General features: G+C 57.6%; 17 protein-coding genes. 12 read left to right on the forward strand and 5 right to left on the reverse strand.

Annotated features, from left to right (window positions below; translation table 11 throughout):
- The first annotated feature begins 134 nt into the window (after positions 1-134).
- From N909_RS25310 to N909_RS0111605, 7 genes are all read left to right on the forward strand, one after another.
- Positions 135-2018, forward strand: coding sequence for a 4Fe-4S dicluster domain-containing protein (locus N909_RS25310; protein WP_051689713.1), 1884 nt, complete (start codon positions 135-137; stop codon positions 2016-2018).
- Positions 2015-2755, forward strand: a complete 741-nt coding sequence (locus tag N909_RS0111580; RefSeq protein ID WP_029915220.1) for an NADH-quinone oxidoreductase subunit B family protein — start codon at positions 2015-2017, stop codon at positions 2753-2755. Before N909_RS25310 ends, N909_RS0111580 begins: the two co-directional genes overlap by 4 nt.
- Positions 2752-4029 (forward strand): Ni/Fe hydrogenase subunit alpha, encoded by a 1278-nt coding sequence (locus tag N909_RS0111585; RefSeq protein WP_029915222.1) that lies wholly within the window; start codon positions 2752-2754, stop codon positions 4027-4029. The genes N909_RS0111580 and N909_RS0111585 overlap by 4 nt, the downstream gene beginning before the upstream one ends.
- Complete coding sequence (locus N909_RS0111590; RefSeq protein WP_029915223.1) at positions 4022-4483, forward strand: hydrogenase maturation protease; 462 nt, start codon at positions 4022-4024, stop codon at positions 4481-4483. The genes N909_RS0111585 and N909_RS0111590 overlap by 8 nt, the downstream gene beginning before the upstream one ends.
- A gap of 122 nt (positions 4484-4605) precedes the next feature.
- Positions 4606-5610, forward strand: coding sequence for an energy-coupling factor ABC transporter permease (locus N909_RS0111595; RefSeq protein ID WP_029915225.1), 1005 nt, complete (start codon positions 4606-4608; stop codon positions 5608-5610).
- A 25-nt stretch (positions 5611-5635) separates the two neighbouring features.
- Positions 5636-6445 (forward strand): cobalt ECF transporter T component CbiQ, encoded by an 810-nt coding sequence (cbiQ, locus tag N909_RS0111600; protein WP_029915227.1) that lies wholly within the window; start codon positions 5636-5638, stop codon positions 6443-6445.
- A gap of 2 nt (positions 6446-6447) precedes the next feature.
- Complete coding sequence (locus N909_RS0111605; RefSeq protein ID WP_029915229.1) at positions 6448-7200, forward strand: energy-coupling factor ABC transporter ATP-binding protein; 753 nt, start codon at positions 6448-6450, stop codon at positions 7198-7200.
- A gap of 12 nt (positions 7201-7212) precedes the next feature.
- Here N909_RS0111605 and N909_RS0111610 read toward each other — a convergent pair whose 3' ends face one another.
- Positions 7213-7623, reverse strand: a complete 411-nt coding sequence (locus N909_RS0111610) for a pyridoxamine 5'-phosphate oxidase family protein (RefSeq protein ID WP_029915231.1) — start codon at positions 7621-7623, stop codon at positions 7213-7215.
- A gap of 167 nt (positions 7624-7790) precedes the next feature.
- Here N909_RS0111610 and N909_RS0111615 point away from each other — a divergent pair, with 167 nt between their 5' ends.
- From N909_RS0111615 to N909_RS0111635, 5 genes are all read left to right on the forward strand, one after another.
- Positions 7791-8456 carry a hypothetical protein gene (locus N909_RS0111615; RefSeq protein WP_051689714.1) on the forward strand — a complete coding sequence of 222 codons (666 nt, stop codon included), beginning with the start codon at positions 7791-7793 and terminating at the stop codon, positions 8454-8456.
- A gap of 462 nt (positions 8457-8918) precedes the next feature.
- Positions 8919-9836 (forward strand): mechanosensitive ion channel family protein, encoded by a 918-nt coding sequence (locus N909_RS0111620; RefSeq protein ID WP_051689715.1) that lies wholly within the window; start codon positions 8919-8921, stop codon positions 9834-9836.
- Positions 9837-10028: 192 nt separating this feature from the next.
- Positions 10029-11360 carry a TolC family protein gene (locus tag N909_RS0111625; RefSeq protein ID WP_029915244.1) on the forward strand — a complete coding sequence of 444 codons (1332 nt, stop codon included), beginning with the start codon at positions 10029-10031 and terminating at the stop codon, positions 11358-11360.
- Positions 11357-12460, forward strand: coding sequence for an efflux RND transporter periplasmic adaptor subunit (locus N909_RS0111630; protein WP_029915245.1), 1104 nt, complete (start codon positions 11357-11359; stop codon positions 12458-12460). Before N909_RS0111625 ends, N909_RS0111630 begins: the two co-directional genes overlap by 4 nt.
- A complete protein-coding gene (locus N909_RS0111635; protein ID WP_029915246.1) occupies positions 12457-15672 on the forward strand; it encodes an efflux RND transporter permease subunit in 3216 nt (1071 codons plus the stop codon). Before N909_RS0111630 ends, N909_RS0111635 begins: the two co-directional genes overlap by 4 nt.
- Before the next feature lie 232 nt (positions 15673-15904).
- On the opposite strand, the gene N909_RS0111640 is transcribed toward N909_RS0111635, so the two are convergent.
- From N909_RS0111640 to N909_RS0111655, 4 genes are all read right to left on the reverse strand, one after another.
- Positions 15905-18040, reverse strand: coding sequence for a methyl-accepting chemotaxis protein (locus N909_RS0111640; RefSeq protein ID WP_029915247.1), 2136 nt, complete (start codon positions 18038-18040; stop codon positions 15905-15907).
- 188 nt (positions 18041-18228) lie between these two features.
- The gene (locus tag N909_RS0111645; protein WP_029915248.1) at positions 18229-20364 is read right to left on the reverse strand and encodes a methyl-accepting chemotaxis protein; all 2136 of its coding nucleotides are present in this window, start codon (positions 20362-20364) and stop codon (positions 18229-18231) included.
- Between the two features lie 302 nt (positions 20365-20666).
- Positions 20667-21560: a phosphate/phosphite/phosphonate ABC transporter substrate-binding protein gene (locus N909_RS0111650; protein WP_051689716.1), complete on the reverse strand. Its 894-nt coding sequence runs from the start codon at positions 21558-21560 to the stop codon at positions 20667-20669.
- The gene (locus tag N909_RS0111655) at positions 21557-23914 is read right to left on the reverse strand and encodes a putative bifunctional diguanylate cyclase/phosphodiesterase (RefSeq protein ID WP_029915250.1); all 2358 of its coding nucleotides are present in this window, start codon (positions 23912-23914) and stop codon (positions 21557-21559) included. Before N909_RS0111655 ends, N909_RS0111650 begins: the two co-directional genes overlap by 4 nt.
- Positions 23915-24010: the final 96 nt, after the last annotated feature.

Consider the following 24010-nt stretch of genomic DNA (forward strand, 5'->3'; position numbering starts at 1 on the left):
TTGCGGGGGTCGGTCTTTTTGGGTTGCGTGGGCGGTTTTTCCCGTCGTCTGCGGTCCGGGGCGGGACTTACCGGTTGCTGAGAGACCCGGCCGGCGCCTGGGCGCTATCTTTCCTGAGCAGGTGAACGACGCAAATGGCTGTGCAGTCTGAAACAATAACCGCGGAAAAATACCCCTGGCGGCAGGTCAGCCGGGAAGAGCTTGATCAGTTTGTCCGTTCGTTAAGCCACTCCTATGAGGTTGTCGGGGTGCAGGAAAAACGCGGCCGGTTACTGCTGGAACAGGTTGATGATCCGACCCTGCTGCGGCTCGAGTTTCCCCCCAGGGTTCATTCGCCCAAGAAATACCTGTTTCCGAACTGGGACAAACTGTTCCGCTTCCGCATGGCCGGACCGGTCCTGCTGGAACCGGAACAGGCTGCCCAGCCCCGGGTGCTGTTCGGGGTCCATCCCTGTGATATCCACGCGATCCGGGTGCTGGATGACTGCCTGTTTGAAGGGGAAGTGGACAGCACCTACAAAGCCAAGCGCGAAGTGACGCTGATCGTCGGCGTCGATTGCGTGCCGGACGCTGACTGTTTTTGCACCAGCATGGGAACCGACCGGGTGCACAGCGGTTTCGACCTGTTTCTCCATCGCAACGCGGAAGGTTACCTGCTGCAGGGCGGTACGCGCCGCGGCTGGGACCTGGTGGTGCGGCATGCGCCTGCCGTTGCGGCGCGGGAAGCGGCCCCGCCGCTTGCGCTGCCGGCAAAAGAAGCGCAGAAAAAGCTGCAGTTTCCGGCCGCTACGTTGCCGTCCGTGCTGGCCGACAGTTATGACCATCCGCTCTGGGGACAGGTCGGCGAGGACTGCCTGGGCTGCGGAATCTGCAGCCTGGTCTGCCCGACCTGCTATTGTTTCAACGTCAAGGACAAGCTGGATCTCAACCTGGAAAGCGGTGACCGGGTGCGGGTCTGGGATTCCTGTCAGCTTGACAATTTCACCCAGGTGGCCGGGGGCATGGAGTTCCGCACCAGTCAGGCCGACCGCCAGCGGCACCGCTTTTATCGCAAGTATAAATACCTCTGGGAGCAACGACAGCGACTGGCCTGTGTCGGCTGCGGGCGCTGTATCAGGGAGTGCCTGCAGCATATCGATCCGGTGGAGGTGCTCAATAAACTGCACCATGAGCGGGCTTTCCCGGAAACCGTCGGACAGCCGGGGCAGGAATACCGACCGCTGCAGGCAGAAGTCCTGGCGGTGGAAACGTTGACACCCCAGGATAAGCTGTTTCGCCTGCGCTTGCCCAAACCCATTGACTTCACGCCGGGGATGTTTCTGCAGCTGTCGATTTTCGGCCTTGGTGAAGCTCCTTTTACCATTGCCTCACCGGCCGATCACAGTTTGTATGTGGAAATCGTCGTGCGCGCGGCCGGCAGTTTGACCCGCGCTCTGCATCGGCTCAAAACTGGTGATGTGATCGGAGTGCGCGGTCCCTTCGGGCAGGGTTTTCCCCTCGAACAGTTTCGCGGCCAGGATGTGCTGCTGGTGGCTGGCGGCCGCGGGGTGATCACCCTGCGCTCGCTGTTGCTGACGATCCTGGCCGAGCGGCGCCAGTTCGGCCGGGTGCAACTGTTGTACGGGGCTCATGATGATGCCGTGCTGCTGTTTCGTGACGATCTCAAGCGCTGGCAGGAATCGGCGGAAATGGATTGCCGCTATATTGTTCAGCAGGCTGCCGGTGACTGGTACGGGCTGGTCGGGGATATTACCCTGCTGCTGCGGGATCTGGACCTCGCGGCTGAGCGCACCTGCGTGGCCGTGTCCGGCCCGGCCGGGATGTATCGCTTTACCAATCCGTTGCTGTTCCGGATGGGGTTTCGCGAGGAGCAGCTGTTCCTGAACCTGGAGCGGCATATGAAGTGTGGGCTGGGAAAATGCGGGCGTTGTCAAATCAACGATGTCCGGGTCTGCGAGTGCGGGCCGATCTTTTCCTATGACCGGGTTCGGCATTTGCGGGAAGCCATTGAGCGATGAAGAAGAAAATCGGTTTCTTTGATTTTACTGGCTGTGAAGGCTGCCAGCTCAGCATCCTGGGGATGGATGAAGAGCTTCTGGAGGTGCTGGAACTGGTCGAAATCGTCGAGTTCCGGCAGATCCTCGATGCCCTGCCGGGGCAGGCGCTGGATATCGCTTTTGTCGAAGGCAGCGTCTGCACGGCGGAAGAAATGGAGCGCCTGCGGCGGATTCGCAAGCAAAGCAGGGTGGTGGTCGCGCTTGGTGCCTGCGCTGATCTGGCCGGGGTTAATGCCCTGCGGCGGTTGACCCCGGAAGCCCAGCTGTGCCGGGATGTTTACGGTGCCGTGCATGACCACCTGCTGCCTGGCGAACCGCAACCTTTGGCCGCCATGATCGAGGTTGATTACCGGTTGCCGGGCTGCCCGGTCATTGCCACAGAGTTTCTGGCCCTGCTGCAGGCGCTGCTGCTCGACAAGGAGCAGGAACTGCCCGGCTATTCATTGTGTGTCGAATGCAAGCTGGCGGAGATCCCCTGTACTTTTGAGCGTGGCGAAGTCTGCCTCGGCCCGGTGACGCGCGCCGGTTGCCAGGCGATCTGTATCGATGCCGGCGACCGTTGCCGCGGTTGCCGCGGTTCCATCGATAATCCGCGCCTGTCACCGTACCGCCAGGTTCTTTATGATCACGGGCTGACTTTGGAGGATGTGTTGCAGGAATTCAAAACCTTTAACTTTAGCATCGACAAAGACGCATGAAGCTGGAGATCAAGCAACTGACCCGGATTGAAGGGCATGCCAACCTGGTGATCGACCTGGAGAAGGGCGAATTGCAGGAGTGTCGCCTGGAGATCGTCGAAACCCCGCGGTTTTTCGAAAGCTTCCTGATCGGCCAGCACTATACCGATGTGGCTCCGATCGTCGCGCGGATTTGCGGAATCTGCTCCAATTCCCATACCCTGGTCGCGCTGGCGGCGACGGAACAGGCCCTGGGGATCAGCGTCACCAATCAGACCCTGGCGTTGCGCCGCCTGCTCGCTTATGGGGAAATCCTGCAGAGTCATCTGTTGCAGCTGGTGTTCATGGCTCTGCCCGATTATCTCGGGGTCAGCAGCCTGATGGCCCTGGCCCAGAGTCATCGCGAACTGGTCAGCCGGGCGCTGCGCCTGAAAAAACTGGCCAATGACCTGTGCATGACTATCGGCGGCCGGGCGATTCACCCGGTGACTCCCTGCATCGGCGGTTTTTCACGGCTGCCTGAGCCGGACGAACTGCAGGGGTTGCGTAAACGGCTGGTGGCGATCCTGCCGGACCTGGAAAACCTGGTGGATCTGTTTGCCGATTTCGCTGTCCCGGAGTTTTCCCGGCCGACGGAGTACCTCTGTCTCAAAGATGACAACAAGTACCCGTTGTTGTCCGGAAGACTCTATTCCAGTGCCGGCATTTCCGGTGAGGTTGGCGAGTATGCCTCCCTGATCGAAGAATATTTGATGCCGCATTCGACCGCCAAGTTCGCCCGGGCTCTGGCCAACAGCTACACGGTCGGCCCGCTGGCGCGCTACAAGAATACCGCTCGGGAGCTGTCGCCGATGGCGCAGAAGGTCGCTGCGGCCCTCAAATTGACCCCGGAGGTGGTCAACCCCTTTGCCGCCATGCCGGTGCGGCTGGTCGAAGTGGTGAACTGTTTCGAATCGGCTATTCATCTTATTGATCGGCTGCTGCTGGAAGGGCTGCAGCATGATCCGCCGGCCGCGCCACAGGGCTTTGGCGAAGGGGTCGCGGCCATCGAAGCGCCGCGCGGCACCCTGCTTCACCATTACCGCTATAATGACGCCGGCCGGGTGGTCATGGCCAACTGCCTGATCCCCACGGCCCAGAACCTGGCGAATATCGAGAATGACCTGAAGGCGCTGGTTCCGCTGCTGCTTGATCTGCCCCGGGCCGAGCTGGCCCAGCAACTGCAGATGCTGGTCCGGGCTTATGATCCCTGTATCAGCTGCTCCACCCATACCTTGAAGGTCTCCTTTGTTTAGCTGGCGGGTGATCGGCATCGGTAATCCGTTGCGCGGTGACGACGGCCTCGGCTGCCGGGTGATCGAGGAGCTGCAGCGCATGCCCCTGCCGGAACAAATCGAGCTGGTGGACGGCGGGACCGGGGGCATGAGACTGTTGTCACTGTTGACTGATGCGGCCGGCATCCTGCTGGTGGATGCGGTCGATATGGGGCTGGCACCGGGGACACTGGTGCGCTGCAGCGGTCCGGAGCTGCTGGCGGAGAGCCGTTTTGGCGGAGCCGGTGACAGCCACAGCGGGTCCCTGGTGCAAACCCTGCAACTGGCCGCTCTGCTGCAGCCGCTGCCGGAGATTGTTTTTTTCGGTCTGCAGATTGAGCGGGTCGAATACGGCCGCGGGTTGTCGGCTGCAGTGAACAGCGCGTTGCCGGGTTTGCTGACGGAGATTCGGCAACTGTTGGGCGCAGCGCCCTGAGCCGGCCGGGGCAAATTTTTTTCAGGACAACAGTCTTTGCCGCAAGTAGACTGTTATCAAGAGCAGGTTGCTGCCTGTTCATATTCCATTCAATTCGATGAAGACATGACAGGAGAATTCTCATGCATATGGCAGATGCGTTGTTGAGTCCGCAGGTGGGCGGGGTTTTGTGGGGAGTCACCGCGGGGACGGTGGCCTATTGTTCCCGCCGGGTGCGGCAACTGGAGGACGACAGCACGGTTCCCATGATGGGAGTGATGGGGGCGTTCATCTTTGCCGCGCAGATGATCAATTTTTCGATTCCGGCGACCGGCTCGAGCGGTCACCTGGGGGGAGGGATGATCCTGGCCATACTGCTGGGCGGTCCGGCCGCTTTTCTGACCATCGCCTCGGTCCTGCTGGTGCAGGCGCTGTTCTTTGCCGATGGCGGGCTGCTCGCGCTGGGCTGCAACATCTTCAATCTCGGCTTTATCCCCGCGTTTCTTGTTTATCCCTTTCTGTTCAAGCCCCTGGCCGGGGCTGATCCCGGCCGTCGTCGACTGTTCCTGGCCTGCCTGGTCAGTGCGGCCGTAGCGCTACAGCTCGGGGCGCTGGGGGTGGTGCTGGAAACCACCTTTTCGGGAATTTCCGCTTTGCCGCTCAGCTCCTTCCTGCTGGTGATGCAGCCCATTCACCTGGCCATCGGCCTGGTTGAAGGGGTGGTGACCGCCGTGGTCGTGCAACTGATTCGCCAGCAGCAGCCCGGGCTGCTGCAGTTGGCCTCGGCAACCCCGGCCCGGCCGCTGTTCTCCTGGCGGCGCACCGCGCTGGCCCTGCTGCTGGTCAGCCTGCTGGTGGGCGGAATCGGTTCCTGGTATGCCTCGTCCCAACCGGACGGCCTGGAGTGGTCCGTCGCCAAGGTGATCGGTGGCGAGCTGGATTCCACGTCTTCACTGATCGCCACCCTGGACAACTGGCAGCAACGGATCGCGGTTCTGCCCGATTACGACTTCGCTTCCGCCACAGCAGACAGCTCCTTGTGGAGCAGTCGCTTCGGCACCAGCCTCTCCGGGGTCCTCGGGGCCACGGTGAGCCTGACCCTGATCGTCGGGCTCGGGGTGCTGGTGCGGAAACGCAACCAGCGATGAGGGCGATGGTGCTGGAGTTGTAGGCGTGGCCGGAATTGATCACAGCCTGTTTGATTTAACCGCCCTCGATACTCTGGCCTATCAGGACAGCCCGGTTCATCGTCTGGATGCCCGGGCCAAGGTGCTGACCGTGCTGGTGTTTGTGGTGGTGGTGGCGTCCTACGACAAGTATGCCGTGCTGGTGTTACTGCCGCTGTTGTTGTTCCCGGTCTCCCTGCTGATCATGGCCCGGCTGCCGATCGCTTTCTTGCTCAAACGGCTGGCCCTGGTCGCGCCCTTTGCCCTGCTGGTCGGGATCTTCAACCCGTTCTTCGACCAGCAGGTTCAACTGCAGCTCGGCGGGCTGGCGATCAGCGGCGGCTGGCTCTCTTTCCTGTCAATTATCCTGCGCTTTACCCTGACCATCGGCAGCGTGCTGGTGCTGATCGCGGTAACCAGCTTCCCGGCGATCTGCCATGCCCTGGGGCGCCTCGGCGTGCCCTGGACCTTTGTCCTGCAACTGCTGTTTCTGTATCGCTATATCTTTGTCCTCGGCGCGGAAGCCGAACGGATGGTGCGGGCTCGCTCGTTACGCTCTTTTCATGGTCGTGGCAACGGGCTGAAGGTCTATGCCGCGTTGCTTACCCAGCTCTTGTGGCGAACTCTGGAGCGCGCCCGCCGGCTTTACCGGGCCATGCTCAGTCGCTGTTTCAGCGGCCGCTTCCGACTGCTCTCCACGTCCCGTTTCGGACCCAAAGAGCTGCTCTTCGTGGTGGGCTGGAGCGGCTATTTTATCCTCCTGCGGTTGGGGAGCGATGCGGCCGCGGTGCGCGGCTGGCTGGAAGGAGTTTTTTGACCATGAGCCATCATCTGGTGGAGATGAAGAATGTCTGCTACGACTACCCCGATGGAACCCGGGCTCTGCAGCGGATCAGTTTCCGGATTACCCATGGCGAATCCGTGGCCGTGGTCGGGGCCAACGGGGCTGGCAAGTCGACCCTGCTGCAACACCTGAACGGCTGCCTGCGCCCGGCCGAGGGGGAGGTGAGAATCGGCGATTTTCCGGTCACCAAACAGACCCTGCAGGATGTCCGGCGCAGTGTTGGCATGGTGTTCCAGGATCCCAACGATCAGCTGTTCATGCCGACGGTGGCCGAAGATGTCGGCTTTGGGCCGTTGAATCTGGGTCTTTCTCCGGCTGAAACCGAGGAGCGGGTCGAGAGTGCCTTGCGCCAGGTCGGCGCGCTGCATCTGAAAGACCGGCCGCCCCATCATCTTTCCGGCGGGGAGAAACGTTCGGTCGCCATTGCCACGGTGCTGGCCATGTCACCCGACGTCCTCGTGCTTGACGAGCCCAGCACCGGGCTCGATCCGCAGAGTCGACGGCAGCTGATCGACTGGCTGCGCAACTACCGGCATACCAAGATCATTGCCGGGCATGATCTGGACCTGGTTCTGGACCTTTGTGAACGTACCCTGGTGCTGGCCCAGGGGCGGATTATTGCCGACGGCCCCACCCGCGATATCTTCAGTGATCAGCAGCTGCTGGAACGCAGCCATCTGGAAAAACCGTTGCGGCTGCAGGCCTGCCCGGTCTGCGCCGGCCGTTAACCAGCCGCGGGCTCAGGCTTCGCCGCTGTGCAGATCGATGAGCGGGCGGATTGCGCTGACTTTGAAACGGACCACCGCGGTTATGGTGCGGGCCGCCATTTTGCCGGCTTTGGCCTCGATATCGCGGACCGTTTCGTTGAACAGAGGGCCGCTCTGCACCAGCTCCTCCAGTTGCAGATAAAGCCGGGCTCCGCGACTGTCAAAGACCATCCGGCCCAGGGTGTAAAAAAGCAGCACTGCCTGCGGATTCTGCCGCAGATTGGCCAGGGTCCGGTTATCGCCCAGCCCGAGGACGATGCGGTCTGCACCGACCAGGCGGGCCGAGCCGAACACCGCGGCGTTGACGTTGCCCTGGCCGTCGGCGGTGGAAAGGACCCCGGCCGGGTGTTCGGAAAAGATCTCCGCAAGATTGTGCTCTGCCATGATGATTGCTCCGGGACAAGCGCTGCTGGTTTTCCAATCTAGATCATAGTATTCTTGGCCCTTCACTGTATGTTTTTTCCGCTGTTGTTTCAAGCCGTTCAGGCTGAAGAGGGAACCGGGTGCCAGCCAGTTATTTGCAGAGGAGCATTATCAAAGGAACGGTTGGAGTGTGGCTGTTGCTGCTCTGCACCCTGTCGGCCTGTAGTTCCTCGCAAAATCACCTGGCTAAACTGGCAAAAACCGATATCGACATGGTTGCGGATATTCATATCCATCAGTCCGATGAGCTGTTACGCCGGCTGGCCGGCAAGCTCTATCGACGCAACCCGCGGGAATTGCATAAAATTCCGGGCATGACCGTAGAGGGACGGCTGGCCCAGCTGTTCGGCGGCGACCGCAGCCTGCTCTTTTCGGAGCTTGATAATCAGCGCGGCGTCGAGGCGATGCTGCTGGCCTTTGATCAGGATTATGCCGGCGATCGGGTCTTTGCCCTGCTGGTCGGGCTGGTTTCGATGGTGCACAACGCTTATGGCGACAATGCTGAATTCTTCATGTTTGACAGCCTTGATCCGCAGATCCTCTATAACAGCGCCAGGAATATCGAAATCTTGGTCTGGCGCCTGAAAGCCCGCACCGGTGCTGACGGCAAACCCCTGCTGCTCACCAACAGCCTGCCTGACGAGGCGGAGAATTTAAGTTTTGAGCGGCTGTTCGGTAAGCTGATCTCCCTGCAGGATATGATGTCCGCGGTAGCGGCCCAGAAGTGGGACCGGACGGTTAATTTTGTGGTCCAGCGGGCCGCCACAGCAACCTTTTTGCCCATCGGTTTGTGAGTTGGTTTCATCCCCATCCCGGCCTTCCCCCATCAAAGGGGGAAGGAGTATGACACGGTCGAATGGCGCTAGTTTAAGAGTCGCTGGCAGCAAAACCGGGACTGTCCCCGCACGGGGGCTGTCCCGGGTCTTTGCGGTGTTAACAGCGACAGTTTCATGGCTCGCAAACTCTTGGGACAGCCCCCCGATGACCCTGGGGACAGTCCCGAGTTTACTGCAAAGTTGCTTAAACTAGCGCTATTCATGACACGGTCATAATCTTGTATAAATCCCCCCGGCCCCCCTTTTTTTAAAGGGGGAGTATTCGTTCCTGTTAATAAATAAAAAATTTTTGCCTGTTTCATTTCCCCCTTTAGCAAAAGGGAGCTAAGGGGGATTTGGCTGTTTCTTGTTGTCCCCATTCCAATGTCCGGAAAACTCACCTAAATCATGTATAATAATGAGAACGAAAGGACATGCATCATGGATTTTTGGGGAGCCCAGGTTTGGGATAAAATCAGTTATTACTACAAGGATTTTGTCCTCTTCAAAATTCAGGACGTCGGTATAACTCTCAGTCACCTGGTGGTCGCTCTGGTGGCGGTCCTCTTGTCCCTGCTTATTTCCAAAATCCTGCGTTCCATGCTGCAGAAGCAGGTTTTCGACAAGATGGACATGGACGAAGGTCTGAAATATGCGCTGTCGCGGTTTTTGCACTATCTGATTCTGATCCTTGGTATCTACATCGGTCTGACCACAGTGAACATTCCCCTTGGTGCGGTGATCGGCTTGTTTGCGGTGATCGGCGTGGGGATCGGTTTTGGGCTACAGAATATGGCCTCCAATTTTATCAGTGGGGTGATTTTGTTGTTGGAACGGCCGATCAAGATCGGGGATCGCCTCGAAGTTGGCGATGTCTGGGGGGATGTCAAACGCATCAACCTGCGGACCACCCTGATTCAGACTCCAGACCATATCTCCATTATCGTCCCCAACTCCATCCTGCTGGAGAATGCGGTTACCAATTATAGTTACGGCGATGCTCGTTTGCGGCTACGAATCCCGGTCGGGATCGCTTATGGCTCGGATTGCGATAAGGCCACGGCACTGATGATCGAAGCAGCTCAAGAGCATGATCGGGTTTTGGACGTACCGGCCCCGAAAACCTGGTTCCGAGAGTTTGGCGATTCTTCCCTTAACTTTGAACTATTGTGCTGGATTCCTGATGCGGCCCGTAAGTTCGACGTCATCAGTGACATAAATCATCAGATCGACAGGTTGTTCCGTGCCAACGGAATCGAGATTCCATTCCCGCAGCGTGATTTGCATCTACGTTCAGCATCGACATCTCTGCGGGTGGACGCAACCGGAAAAGACCCAGCCGGTTCCGAACCATCCTGAGTGGGCGGCTGGGCTGAACAATGGTTTTTATTCTGGAAAGGCAGCTGTTTACAGGTGAAATTTGGTAGGTGAAGAGAAAAGTGATCGACAATAATTCAAAAATACATATATAATGATTCTTGCTGCGGTTCTGACTTGTTGAACCCGGCATTTGATGAGAGGTTGCATTTATTTATTCTGGAGGTCTTGTCCATGCTCAGGTTTTTGCTGGTGATTGCCGTTTGTCTGCTTCCTTTCAACGGCTTTGCGCAAACCTATACCCTTGACCAGGCAGTGCGAATCGGCTTGGAGCAGAATCCCACTTTTTTGGCGGCCGCTGCCAACAGTGACGCTGCCCGGGAGGCTGCCGCGGTGGCGGAATCGCAGAAGCTGCCGCGGGTCAATTTAAGTGAAAAATTTCTCTGGACCGACGAACCCGGCAGCGCCATGTTCATCTGGCTCAATCAGGAGCGGTTGCAGGTGAGTCCGTCGGCCGACATCTATAATGACCCGCCCGCCCGCCATGATTTTGAGACCCGCCTGCAGTTGACCCAGCCGCTCTATGACCCGGATATCTCCTATGGGACCCGCCGTGCCGCGCTCCGTGCGGAAGCTGCCGGAGCAGGGGAGCAGGCGGCCCGGGAACAGGTGGCCTGGCGGATTTTCTCGGCCTATCTCGAAGTCCAGCGCAGCCGGGCGGTCATTGACTGGGTCAACAGTTCCGTGCAGGAAGCGGCGGAAATTCACCGCCTCGCTTCGGAAAAGGAAGCGGCCGGCACCGGGCTTAAAGCCGATACCCTGACCGCCAATGTTCGTCTGGCGGAAAGCCGGCGCTTGCAGATCAGTGCCGATAATGCGCTGATTCTGGCCCAGCGGCGGCTTGCGCTGGAGATGGGCAATGGTGAAGAGAGTGTCGATATCGCCGGACCCCTGCGAACCGATCTGATCAGCGCGCCGCAGCCGCAGCAACCATCGCAGCGCCCCGATCTGCAGGCCCTGCAACTGGAGCATCAGGAGACGGTGGAGGCCCGCAAACAGAGTAAGGCGGCCTGGTATCCGCGGCTGCAGGCCGGTGCCTCCTGGGCGACTCACGACCGGGACTATCCTTTCTCTGACACCGCCGATAGCTGGATGGTGCAGTTGCAACTGAACTGGCAGCTGTTTGACGGCTTCAGCCGTCGCCATGCCAGCGCCCGCGCCCTGTCCGAAGAGCGCAGCGCAGCGGCCCGGCAGCGGCAGGCCGAGGATCAGGCCCGCTTTGATGTCGGCCAGGCCCGGTTGGATACGGAAACCGCCCGCCAGCAACTGGATGTCAGCCAGATCGGTTACGCCGCAGCTGAAGAAAGCTACCAGCTGCTGGCCAATCGCTATCGGAACGGTTTGACTCCGCTGGCGGAGCTGTTGACAGCGCAATCGCGGGTTGAAAAAAGTCGGGCCGATCTGGTTACCGCCAAGGTTCAACTGATCAAAAGCCTGGCCCGGCAGCATTATTTACTCGGTACTTTGGTGACCGCAGTCCTGAATCAGGAAGGAACAGCACAATGAAAACTGTTGTGACGATATGTTTACTGTCGCTGCTGCTCTGGGGGTGCGGCGACCAGATTGAACCGGGCCGCAGTGGCCATGACCAGACCCCTGAGACGCTGTCGCTGCCGGTGATGACGGTCGAGACCAGCAAAAAATACGGCTCCGAACAATTCGTCGGGACCCTGGAGAGCCGGGATCAGGCCCGGCTGGTTGCACGTAGCAGCGGGAAGGTGACCAATCTGGCGGTGCGGGAAGGGAATCCCGTGAAAAAAGATCAACTCCTGCTCGAGATCAGCGACAATAGCGCCAGCGAACGGCTGCGTTCGACCCAGGCGACCATTGAGGTCGCCACGCGGCAGATGGAATCGGCCCGGGCCCGGCTGACCCTGGCCCAACAGACCGCGGCCCGCTACGAGCAGTTGCTGAAGGCGGAAGCGGTTACCCCGCAGGAATACGATCAGGTCAGTGCCGAGTTGAGCATGGCCCGCCAGCAGCTGGCGGCCGCCGAAGCCGAGATTGAACGGGGCAAGGCCGAACGCGATCAGGTGCTGCAACAAAACAGTTATAATCGGGTGCTGGCGCCTTTTGACGGGCTGGTGGTCAGCGTGCAGGTCAAACAGGGGGCAACGGTGCTGCCGGGTACTCCGCTGATGGTTCTTGATCGGGAGGGGGAACGTCAGGCCCGGGTCAAGGTTCCCGAACGGCTGCTCGGGCAGATCACGGTCGGTACGGAAATGGCGGTGGAACTGCCGTCCATGGAGCGGGTGCTGGCCGGCACCGTATTGCGGGTGCAGGGGGGGAGTGATCCGGCCAGCCGCAGTTATGATGTCATTGTCGAACTGCCGCAAGGCAAGAATCTGCCGACCGGGATCTTTGCCCGGGCCCGGCGGACCCTGCCGGCTGAAGAACTGGTGCTGATTCCGAATACGGCCGTGACCATGCGCGGTCAGTTGAGCGGGATTTTCCTCCTCGAAGGGCAGACCCTGCATTTTCGTTTGGTGCGTTTGGGCCGCACCTTCGGCGACAAGGTCGAAGTCCTCTCCGGCCTGGAGCCCGGTGACCGGATTGTCAGCGCCGAGGTGGAAAGGGCCAAAGACGGAGCCCGGGTGCAGCCATGAGCGAAAGTCCCAAAAAACATACCTTCGCCACCCGGATCGTCGATCATTTTCTGGAAGGCAATCTGTCGGTTATTCTGATTCTGCTGGCGGTTATTGCCGGCATTGCCGCGCTCACTCTGACGCCGCGTGAGGAAGAGCCGCAGATCGTGGTGCCCTTGGCCGATGTTTATGTCCATATGCCGGGAGCCAGTGCCGCCGAGGTCGAGAAACTGGTCTCGACCCGCTTGGAAAAGCTGCTTTGGCAGGTCGACGGGGTCGAATACGTTTATTCCATGTCGCGTCCCGACCTGGCAATTGTCACGGTCCGTTTTTATGTCGGCGAGGACCGGATCGCTTCTTTGGTCAAGCTGCACAATAAAATATCCACCCATATCGATATTGTCCCGCCCGGGGTGACCGGCTGGGTGATCAGGCCAATCGGGGTCGATGACGTCCCCATCGTGAATCTGACCCTCTATTCGGATACCGAGTCCGACCATCAGCTCCGCCGGGTCGCCGAAGAGGCCATCGATCGTCTGCAGGCGGTCGAAGATACTTCCCGAACTGAACTGATCGGCGGGCGCCCGCGGCAGATCCTGGTGGATGTCGACCCGGCGGCGCTGGCTTCGCGCGGGCTGGATCTGTTCAGCGTGCAACAGGCCCTGCAGGCCGCCAATCTGGAATTGCCCTCCGGCAGCTTTGAGCAGAACAATCGTCAGATCCTGGTGCGCGGCGGTGGCTTTCTGCAGAGCGCCGAGGAGGTTTCCCAGCTGATTATCGCGGTCAGAGACGGGGCGCCGGTCTACCTGCAGGATGTTGCCAAGGTCAGTGACGGGATCGCTGAGCCGGAGACCTACACCCGTTTACGCTTCGGTCCGGCTGAAGCGGACGCGAATCCCGGCCAAGAATATCAGGCGGTGCATATCGCCGTGGCCAAGAAGAAGGGGACCAATGCCGTTACCGTGGCCAGGGATGTCATTGCCAAACTGAATTCCCTGAAAGGGGATGTCATCCCGGATGATATTCATATCAAGGTGACGCGCAACTACGGGGAGACCGCCAATCATAAGGTCAACGAACTGATCACCCACCTGGTCATTGCCGTGGTGACTGTACTGGCCCTGGTGCTGTTTGCCCTCGGCTGGCGCGAGGCGTTCATTGTCGCGGTCTCCATCCCGATCATCTATTCGCTGACCCTGCTGGTCAATTACTGGTTCGGCTACACCATCAATCGGGTCACCCTGTTCGCCCTGGTGCTCGCTTTGGGGTTGCTGGTGGATGACCCTATCGTCGATGTGGAGAACATTTACCGGCATTTCAAAATGAAGAAAGAGCCGCCACGCGAAGCGGTGCTGACCGCCGTCGATGAAGTCCGGCCACCGGTGATTGTCGCCACCCTGGCGGTGATCCTGTCTTTTTTGCCGATGCTTTTTATCACCGGGATGATGGGGCCGTACATGCGTCCCATGGCCGTCAACCTGCCGTTGACCATGCTCATGTCGTTGCTGGTTGCCTTTACCGTCACTCCGTGGATGACCTACCATGTGCTGAAAGGTGAATACGGCAAAGTTGAGGAAGGGGCGTTTGTCCTCGAGGAGACCCGCACCTACAAGATTTACCGCAAACTGCTGATGCCGTTTATCAAGCATCGCGGCTATGCCTGGCTGCTGATCGGCGGGGTCGTGGTGCTGCTGCTGATCTCTGTGGCTATGCCGGCTTTGAATCTGGTCCCCCTGAAGATGCTGCCGTTTGATAACAAGAACGAGTTTCAGCTGGTCCTCGACCTGCCGGAGGGGGCGACCCTGGAAGAGACGGATGCGGCCGCGCGGGATCTGGAAGACTATCTGGCCACCGTCAATGAGGTGACCGACTTTGAAGCCTATGTCGGCACCGCCAGTGCCATTGATTTCAACGGCATGGTGCGCCATTACTATATGCGTCATGGCGCCAATCTGGCGGATATCAGGATCAATATCGCACCCAAGGGGAAGCGGGCGCAGCAGAGCCATGAAATTACCCTGCGGCTGCGTAACGACCTGACCGCCATAGCCAATCGGCACGGCGCCTTGCTCAAGATTGTCGAACTGCCGCCGGGACCGCCGGTTATTGCCACCCTGACCGCTGAGGTGTATGCGGATGACGGGATCGATTATGCCGGACAACTGGCGGCTACCGAACTGGTGCGTAAGCGCATGGCCACAGAGGATAAAGTTGTCGATGTTGACACCAGCATCGAAGCTGCCCAGCGGCAACTTCAGTTTGTGCCCGATCGCGATAAACTGGCCCTGGCCGGGCTGACCACCGCCGAACTGGCCAAGACTCTGCAGATCGCCTTGTCCGGAGCCCAAGTCGGTACACTTCATGTTGACAGTGAACGCAACCCGCTACCGATTCTGCTGCGCCTGCCGGTGGAGAAACGCTCTTCCACGGAAGTGCTCAATAATCTGCAGCTGCAAGGCCCCAATGGAAACCTGATCCACCTCTCCGAACTCGGTCATTTTGTCGAGCAGCGGCTGGAGCCGACCATCTATCATAAAAATCTGCGCCGGGTCAGTTATGTCTTCGGGGAGATGGCCGGCAAGAGCCCGGTCAATGCCATCCTTAACCTGCAACAGCATTTCAAGGAACACCCGCTGCCGCTGGGAACTTCGGTGGTCTGGAGCGGGGAAGGGGAGTGGAAGATCACCCTGGATGTGTTCCGCGATCTCGGCATTGCCTTCGGCGCAGCCATGGTCCTGATCTACCTGCTGCTGCTGGTGGAAACCGGATCCTATGTCATGCCGTTGATCATCATGGCGGCGATTCCGCTGACCATGATCGGCATCATGCCCGGCTTCTGGCTGCTCAACCTGGTTGCCGATCATCCGGTGGGCGGCTACGGGACGCCGGTGTTCTTCACGGCAACGGCGATGATCGGGATGATCGCCCTGGCCGGGATCGTCGTGCGGAATTCGATTATCCTCATCGACTTCATTCACCACGCCTTAAAAAGAGGGGTGCCTCTGGATGAAGCGCTGGTGGAGAGCGGCGCGGTGCGGCTGCGGCCGATCCTGCTGACCGCCGGAGCAGCTTTGCTGGGGAACTGGATCATCACCTTGGATCCGATTTTTTCCGGGTTGGCCTGGGCAATCATCTTCGGGGTGTTCGCCTCAACAGCCTTTACCCTGATTGTGATCCCGGTGGTCTATTGGTTGATTTACGGCAAGAAAACAAAACCTGACAATAATTTATAAATATTTGTGGAAGAGAGCGAACCGAGTCTTGGATGGACTTTAGAAGCAGAAGGTTCTTTCCGAGCCCAGGGATGAACGAGCCAAAAACAAGAGGAGGTTGATGTCTTGTTTTTGTGAGTGAAGCAAAATCGCATTTTTGCGCAACGGGCATTCTAAAGTTCAGGATGGACTTTAGAATCAGATAAATAAAAGCGGGCAGGCCATTTGGCCTGCCCGTTTAGTTGCCTGTCGCTTAGTATTTGCCGAATTCGTCATCATCGAGTGCGATGATCGGCTTGGTTGCTTTCTGCCCGACCTGGTCCCAGCCGGAAGGTTCCGCCAGTTGCGGTTTCTGTGCCGGGGCTTTGCGCTCCTGCGGCTTGGTGACCGGTTGTTGCGGCAGCGCCGTTACCACCGGGCGGGTAGTCGTCTGCCCCTGACCGCGCAACTTGAACTGCTGCAACAGTTGGCGCATGTGGGCCGATTGGCTGGACAGCTCCTCGGCCGCGGCCGCGCTCTCCTCGGCTCCGGCGGTGTTGCGCTGGGTGACCTCGTCGATCTGGGAAATCCCGTTGTTGACCTGGGCCAGTCCGTCCGACTGTTCCCTGGACGAAGCTGCAATCTCCCCGACCAGATCGGCGGTCTTGCCGATTCCGGCAACGATCTCTTCCAGGGCGGCTGCCGTCCGGTTGGCAATGGCGGTGCCGTTTTCCCCTTTTTGGACGCTCCCCTCGATCAGATCTGCGGTTTCCCGCGCCGCCTTGGCACTGCGCGCCGCCAGGTTGCGGACCTCCTCGGCGACCACCGCAAAGCCTTTGCCGTGCTGACCGGCCCGGGCCGCTTCCACCGCTGCGTTCAGGGCCAGCAGATTGGTCTGGAAGGCGATCTCGTCAATGGTCTTGATGATCTTGCTGATGCTCTGGCCGGAGGCGTTGATCTCCTGCATGGCGGCCACCATCTGCTGCATCTGGCTGCTGCCGCCGTTGGCCGCGTCACGGGCGGTGTTGGCCAACTGGTTGGCGGTTGCGGCGTTGTCGGCATTTTCCTGGGTCCGGCCGGCCAGCTCACTGAGGCTGGCACCGATCTCCTCGATAGCCGAGGCCTGCTGAGTAGCGCCCTGGGAGAGGTCCTGAGCGGAATCTGAGACCTGGCCGGAGCCGGAATCGATCTGCTCACTGGCGGCATTGATCTGGCTGATGATGTCGTTGAGGCGATCGGTCATGCTGCGCAGTGCTCGGCCGAGGACATCGTTGGGCGAGGCCAGGGTGACATCCTGACTGAGGTCGCCTTCGGCAATGGCTTCAGCGAGTTCGGCGCGTTGCTGGAGGCTATCGGCCATGGTATCGAGGGCGGCGCCGAGTTGGCCGAGCTCGTCACTACGGTCGAGGTGGAGGCGACCGGAGAGATCGCCTTGTTGAATCTCTTTGGCAAAGGCCACGCCCTTGTTAAGGACAGAAATAATTGGCCTGATCAGCAGGATGATGACCACGGCCAGCACCAGCACCACGATCACCCCGGTGATGATATTGCGGATGGTCAGGCTGTTGGCTGCGCTGAACATATCCGAGGTCGCAGCTCCGGCGGCGATCACCCAGCCGGTGGTCGGCTCGGTGCGGAAATCGACCAGCTTCTCAACGCCGTCCATGGTGTAAGTGATCATGCCGTTCTGGCGGGTCATGATCTCCTTGCCCCAGGTAAAGTCACTGATATTTTCTTTCAAAATGGTGTCTGGATGCGGATTGGCGGACATCATCCCGGTTTTGTCAGTGACAAAAGCATAGCCTTCATGACCGATTTTGACGGGGATGATGAACTTTTCGGAAAATTTATCCATTTCAATGGCGGCAATGAGCACACCGGCCACATTTTCAAACGGGACCAACGGTTCGGAGATAATAAAAATTGGTCGGCCGGTGGTTTTGCTTTTGGCCGTATTGCTCATACCTGCTCGGCCCTGCATGCCTTCTTTGAAATAATCCCTATCGCTCAGATTGATGCCCATTAACTTGGGCTCAGATGAAGCGATGGCAATCCCATCTTCATTGAGAATGGTCAGTGAATCGTAGACGCTGTAACTATCGACAAATTCTTTCAGAGATTTATTGGCGTTCTCGACATAATAGTCGTTACCGAGGATCCCCTGATTCATTAATACGTCTCGATAGATTTCCCGTTTGCCCTGGGATTTGATATCCACGCGCAGATCGGTGATCCATGACGTTACCTGGGTGGCCAGGTTCTGGGTAATGGTTTCCAACTGGTTGATGACGATCTCGCTGATAATAGAGGAGGTGGTTCGGGTAGACAGGGTGGTCAGAATGCCGATGCCGAGAATAATCAGGATAATGATCGGCAGCAGGATACGGAGACGCAGGGACAGCGCTTTCATGAGAGAGATTCTCCTTTGCTGAGATGTAAATAAAAATTCATTGCAAATAGTAAATTAATGAATATTTAAAGGCAAGGTTTTATTAGTAAGTATTGAATAGTGGATTGTAACTGGTTTTCCGCAGAAAAGCCCCCAAGGCTGTCCGGGGACGGATAGCCTTGGGGGAAATAAGAGAAACAAGGTAACAATCAATACTTGCCGAATTCGTCATCATCGAGTGCGATGATCGGCTTGGTTGCTTTCTGCCCGACCTGGTCCCAGCCGGAAGGTTCCGCCAGTTGCGGTTTCTGTGCCGGGGCTTTGCGCTCCTGCGGCTTGGTGACCGGTTGTTGCGGCAGCGCCGTTACCACCGGGCGGGTAGTCGTCTGCCCCTGACCGCGCAACTTGAACTGCTGCAACAGTTGGCGCATGTGGGCCGATTGGCTGGACAGCTCCTCGGCCGCGGCCGCGCTCTCCTCGGCTCCGGCGGTGTTGCGCTGGGTGACCTCGTCGATCTGGGAAATCCCGTTGTTGACCTGGGCCAGTCCGTCCGACTGTTCCCTGGACGAAGCTGCAATCTCCCCGACCAGGTCGGCGGTCTTGCCGATTCCGGCAACGATCTCTTCCAGGGCGGCTGCCGTCCGGTTGGCAATGGCGGTGCCGTTTTCCCCTTTTTGGACGCTCCCCTCGATCAGATCTGCGGTTTCCCGCGCCGCCTTGGCACTGCGCGCCGCCAGGTTGCGGACCTCCTCGGCGACCACCGCAAAGCCTTTGCCGTGCTGACCGGCCCGGGCCGCTTCCACCGCTGCGTTCAGGGCCAGCAGATTGGTCTGGAAGGCGATCTCGTCAATGGTCTTGATGATCTTGCTGATGCTCTGGCCGGAGGCGTTGATCTCCTGCATGGCGGCCACCATCTGCTGCATCTGGCTGCTGCCGCCGTTGGCCGCGTCACGGGCGGTGTTGGCCAACTGGTTGGCGGTTGCGGCGTTGTCGGCATTTTCCTGGGTCCGGCCGGCCAGCTCACTGAGGCTGGCACCGATCTCCTCGATAGCCGAGGCCTGCTGAGTAGCGCCCTGGGAGAGGTCCTGAGCGGAATCTGAGACCTGGCCGGAGCCGGAATCGATCTGCTCACTGGCGGCATTGATCTGGCTGATGATGTCGTTGAGGCGATCGGTCATGCTGCGCAGTGCTCGGCCGAGGACATCGTTGGGCGAGGCCAGGGTGACATCCTGACTGAGGTCGCCTTCGGCAATGGCTTCAGCGAGTTCGGCGCGTTGCTGGAGGCTATCGGCCATGGTATCGAGGGCGGCGCCGAGTTGGCCGAGCTCGTCACTACGGTCGAGGTGGAGGCGACCGGAGAGATCGCCTTGTTGAATCTCTTTGGCAAAGGCCACGCCCTTGTTAAGGACAGAAATAATTGGCCTGATCAGCAGGATGATGACCACGGCCAGCACCAGCACCACGATCACCCCGGTGATGATATTGCGGATGGTCAGGCTGTTGGCTGCGCTGAACATATCCGAGGTCGCAGCTCCGGCGGCGATCACCCAGCCGGTGGTCGGCTCGGTGCGAAAGGCGGTCATTCTTTTGATCCCATCTAGCGTATAAGAGATCATGCCGTTTTTCTTCGTCATGATCTCTTTACCCCATTTAAAGTCAGAGATATTGAATTTAAGAAGTTTATCTGCCTCCGGGTGAGCTGCAATGGTACCCGTGCTGTCGGTCATATAGGCATAACCTTCGGAGCCAATCTTAATGGGCTTAACAAATGTGTCGGAAAAAGAGGACAGTTTAAGGGCTGCAATTAAAGCTCCACTGACCTCTCCGAAGGCCTCCACAGGTTTGGAAATAACAAAAATAGCGCGTCCGTCTGCTTTGCTGGGGACGACATTGCTGATTTCTTCTTGTCCCTGCATCGTTCTTTTAAAGTAGTCTCGATCGCTTATGTTGATTTTTCCGATCAGATTAGGGTCGGATGAAGCGATTGCCAATCCTTTATTATTGACAATAGATACGGAGTCATAAAGCGGGTAACGGTCAGCAAAGGCTTTCAGGGATTTGTTGGCTTGTGTAATGTAAAAATCATTGCCAAACGACTGATTCTTCAGGGTGTTTTGGTAAATTTCCAATTCGCTCTGGGTTTGCAGATCGGCACTTAAATCCTGAATCCAAGCAGACACCTGAGTTGCCAGATTCTGGGTAATGGTTTCCAGCTGGTTGGTGGCCATGTCATGGATAATGTTGGAGGTGGATCGATTGGAAAGAGCGGTTAAAATTCCGATGCCGATGATGATGAGGGCAATGAGCGGTAGTAAGATTCTCAGGCGTAAAGAAAGCGATTTCATGTGGCAGTATCCCCCTGCGGAAAAGGTGAAAAAATATTATGGAAAATAAATTAAATATTATTAAATGTCAAGCGTGACTAATTTACTCTTATTTATAATTTGAGATAACTGTTTATGAAAGATCCTTGAACGAGGTCCAAGGTAAAGATAAGAAGGGGCGGGGACGATCCATAATGACCGCCAAAAGAAGTGATGTTGGTGGTGTGCAATTTGGAGGAAAATGCTTCCCCCCCTGCTTGATCAGTTTGTAGCAAACTCCTTGATGGTCTTTGCCAATCGCCGGTTAAGTGAAGAGTTTTTTGTCAGTCGAGCGCCTTTGCGGCAGCAAGGTCGTGAATCGCTTGATAGTCGGCATCGGCGACCGCAACGATCCCTTTAATCAGTAACTTATTGAACATGCTTTGCAATTCTGGAGCGTCAGAGAGAATAAGGGTACGAATCTGTTGGCGGGTTTTCTGGTCCAGGCTACTGCTGAAAACAAAGGGATCATGATGGATTGGTTTGGAGGTCCAGAGAATATTGACCCGTTCGGGAGGGAGCTGCCCTTTGCGGATCGCCTCATCAAGCCGGGCGCTGGACACGAATGCAGCATCAACCCTGCCTTGCAGCACCGCAGTAATGGCGCGGTCATGGGACCCGGTGTAAATCTGTTTGCCGACAAATTTATCCAGGGATTGGCCGATAAAATTGGCAAATTCAACGCTTGGAATCAAGGCCCCAGAGGTGCTGGCCGGATCGGTAAACGCCACGGTTTTTCCCCGCAACTGTTCCGGCTTGGAAAATCCCGCATCGGCCAGGGTGAACAGGACAGCATAGTAGTAGCTGCCCTGCGGCGTGACTATTCCCTGGGCTTTTTCAAAGGCTGCGAAAGCGGTGATCTGATGATCGCGTTGTTTGGCGTAGGCGTAGGAAGCAGGGCCGAGAATACAAAAATCGATCTTATGGGAGAGCAGGCTTTCAATCACGGATTGATAGGATTGGGGGCGGACAATCTCAATCGGTCTCTTTAAATTTTTCTCCAGAAGGTCAAAGAGGGGCTGAAGTTCGGCCAGTTGCTGACTGATATTTTTTTTAGGGATCAATGAAAAATAAAGGGGTTTGCCCTGTTGCTGGCAGAAGCCGATGCCGGCAAGGGGCCCGAGCAGCACAAGAAACAGGCAGAGGCTGTGGCGGATGATTCTATAGGTCTTGCTCATGAGGCTTTGGTCCTGTGCGGATTGATTAAAAATTCGGTGATTTGTTGGGCCGGAAGCGGTCGGCTGAAGAAATAGCCCTGGACCTGGTCACAACCGGCCAGTTTCAGGTGGATAAACTGGTCGTGGCTTTCAATGCCTTCGGCAATGACGGTCAGGTTGAGCTTTTTGGCCAGGGTGATGGTCGAGGTCACAATGGCGTTGTCGTTGCGGTTGCTGCGAATATCCTGAATGAAGCTGCGGTCGATTTTCAGGGTGCCGATGGGGAGCGAACGGATGTGGTTGAAACTGGAGAAGCCTTTGCCGAAATCATCCAGAGAGATGGTGACGCCGCCATCGGACAGCTCGCGCAAATTATCCTTAAGGACTTTTTCATGTTCGATAAGGGCGCTTTCCGTCACCTCGATTTCAATATCGGCAGGCTGCAGCTGATAGTGGTGGATGGTTTGAAAGAAATGGGCGGCGTACTCAGGATTCTTTATTTCCGTCGGTGAGACATTGATGGCGATGGGAACAGTCGTTAAGCCTTGGTCGCGCCAGTTGACCAGCTGCCGGCAGGCTGCCTCCAGAACCCAGCCGCCGAGGTGCCCGATCTGGCCGCTTTCTTCGATCCTGTCGATGAAGTCATTGGGATAGAGCAGTTCATAAAGGGGATGCTGCCAGCGAACCAGGGCTTCCAGACCGATGACCCGGGAATCCTCAAGGCGGATTTTGGGTTGAAAGTGAAGCACGAATTCGTCATCTGCGATGGCTTTGCCGACCCGCTGTTCCAGTTCAAACTGTTTGATGGAAACGGTATTGAGACTGGAATCGAAAAAGCTGTAACGCCCGCGTCCCGATTTTTTGGCGCTGTACATGGCAGCGTCCGCGTTGCGGAGCAGTGCTTCAATGGTGTCTCCATCCCGTGGAAAAATTGCTATTCCGACGCTGGGGCTGACCGAGAGTTGCTGATTATCCAGGTGACAGGGTTGCGAAATGGCGTGAATGATTTTTTCGGCAACCGGCAGGATATCTTTAACTGCGGCGATTTCCGTCAGCATGACTACAAATTCGTCACCGCCGAAACGGGAGACAATATCCGATTTGCGCAGGCATCCTCTCAGGCGGCTGGCAACCTCTTTCAGCAACAGATCACCGATCCGGTGTCCCAGGGTGTCATTGATGGTTTTAAAACGGTCCAGGTCGATGAACAGAACACCACAATTGAGACTGTTCCGTTTTGCCAGGTTCTGTTCCGCCAGAGACACGAACAGCCGGCGGTTGTAGAGATTGGTCAAGGCATCGAAAGAGGCGGCGTTGACGGCCGTCTGATGCTCCTTTTCCAGTTTTTCGATCAGTTCCTTGTTCTCTGTAAATGAAGCATCCAGGGTTTTCAAATAGTGCTGTTTGCGATTGATCAACTGAAGGAACAGGACAAAGCCGGCCAGGCCGACCAGGGTCAAGATCGTCAGAACCCAGAGCTGTTTCACGCGGTAGGCGTCGAATTCGGCGAGTCCTTCCCTGAGATTGCGACTGACGGTAACAATTAAAGGGTATTGGGCGACTGGTCTGAAGGCGATGAGACGCTGATCGCTGCTGCGGTAATATCCGCTCGGACTGGGCGGCCGCGCGTCGATTTTTTTGCTCAGCTCGGCGCAGCCCGCAGACGTTGAACCCATTACCAGGCCGCCGTTTTCAAAGCGGGCCAGTTCTTCTCCCCGGTCGGTACAAAGCCCGATGTGACCGGCCCGGCCGATATCGATATTCTGGAGCAGATTGAGGAGATAGCCCAGATTCAGTTCGAGCAGCATGGCTCCGGTGAGCTCGGTGCGGCTGTGCATTGGAAAGAGAATGGGAACCTGCCAGGAAGAGCCGCCCTGTTTGCTGGTCGGAACGATTGTCGCTGGCGCAGTGGTTGCTTCCAACTGGGCAAGCAGTTGCCTGATGAGCGCCGGGGAGAGCAGGTATTCGTCCTGCACCGAGGTCTGGTAAAGCTGCTGGCCGCTAAGATCGAAGAGCGCCACCCGGTTAAAGGCCTGCTCACTGTAAATAAAATGATTGACTTCGTCCGGCCGCCCCTGTTGATGATTTTTGAGCCAGCCTTGGACGATCATGTTAATGGCCTGGTTCTGATCTAGCACCTGAAACAGGTTTTCCGAGATGATTGCCGCCAGATTGGTCTGTTCTATCTGCAGTCCATGAATAATGAATTTTCGATTTTCCTTCTGTTGAGCCAGGGTCTGGCTCCAGGCGAGGATGATGATCAACAGAAAACAGCCGGTCAGTCCGACTTGCAACAGGGGACTATGGAGAGCTCGGTGTTTCTTTTTGGCAGCCAGTCCACTGGTACCGTAGAAGAACGTACTGAAAGTGTTCAAAGTCGTAAATCCGCAAAAGAGAAAAATCCCCCCCGGGACGATTGCTTCAGCAGGAAAGATTAGCGTACGGCAATGACTATCCGGGAACCGGGCATT

This window comes from Pelobacter seleniigenes DSM 18267, from assembly GCF_000711225.1.
GTDB classification, from domain to species: Bacteria; Desulfobacterota; Desulfuromonadia; order Desulfuromonadales; family Geopsychrobacteraceae; genus Seleniibacterium; species Seleniibacterium seleniigenes.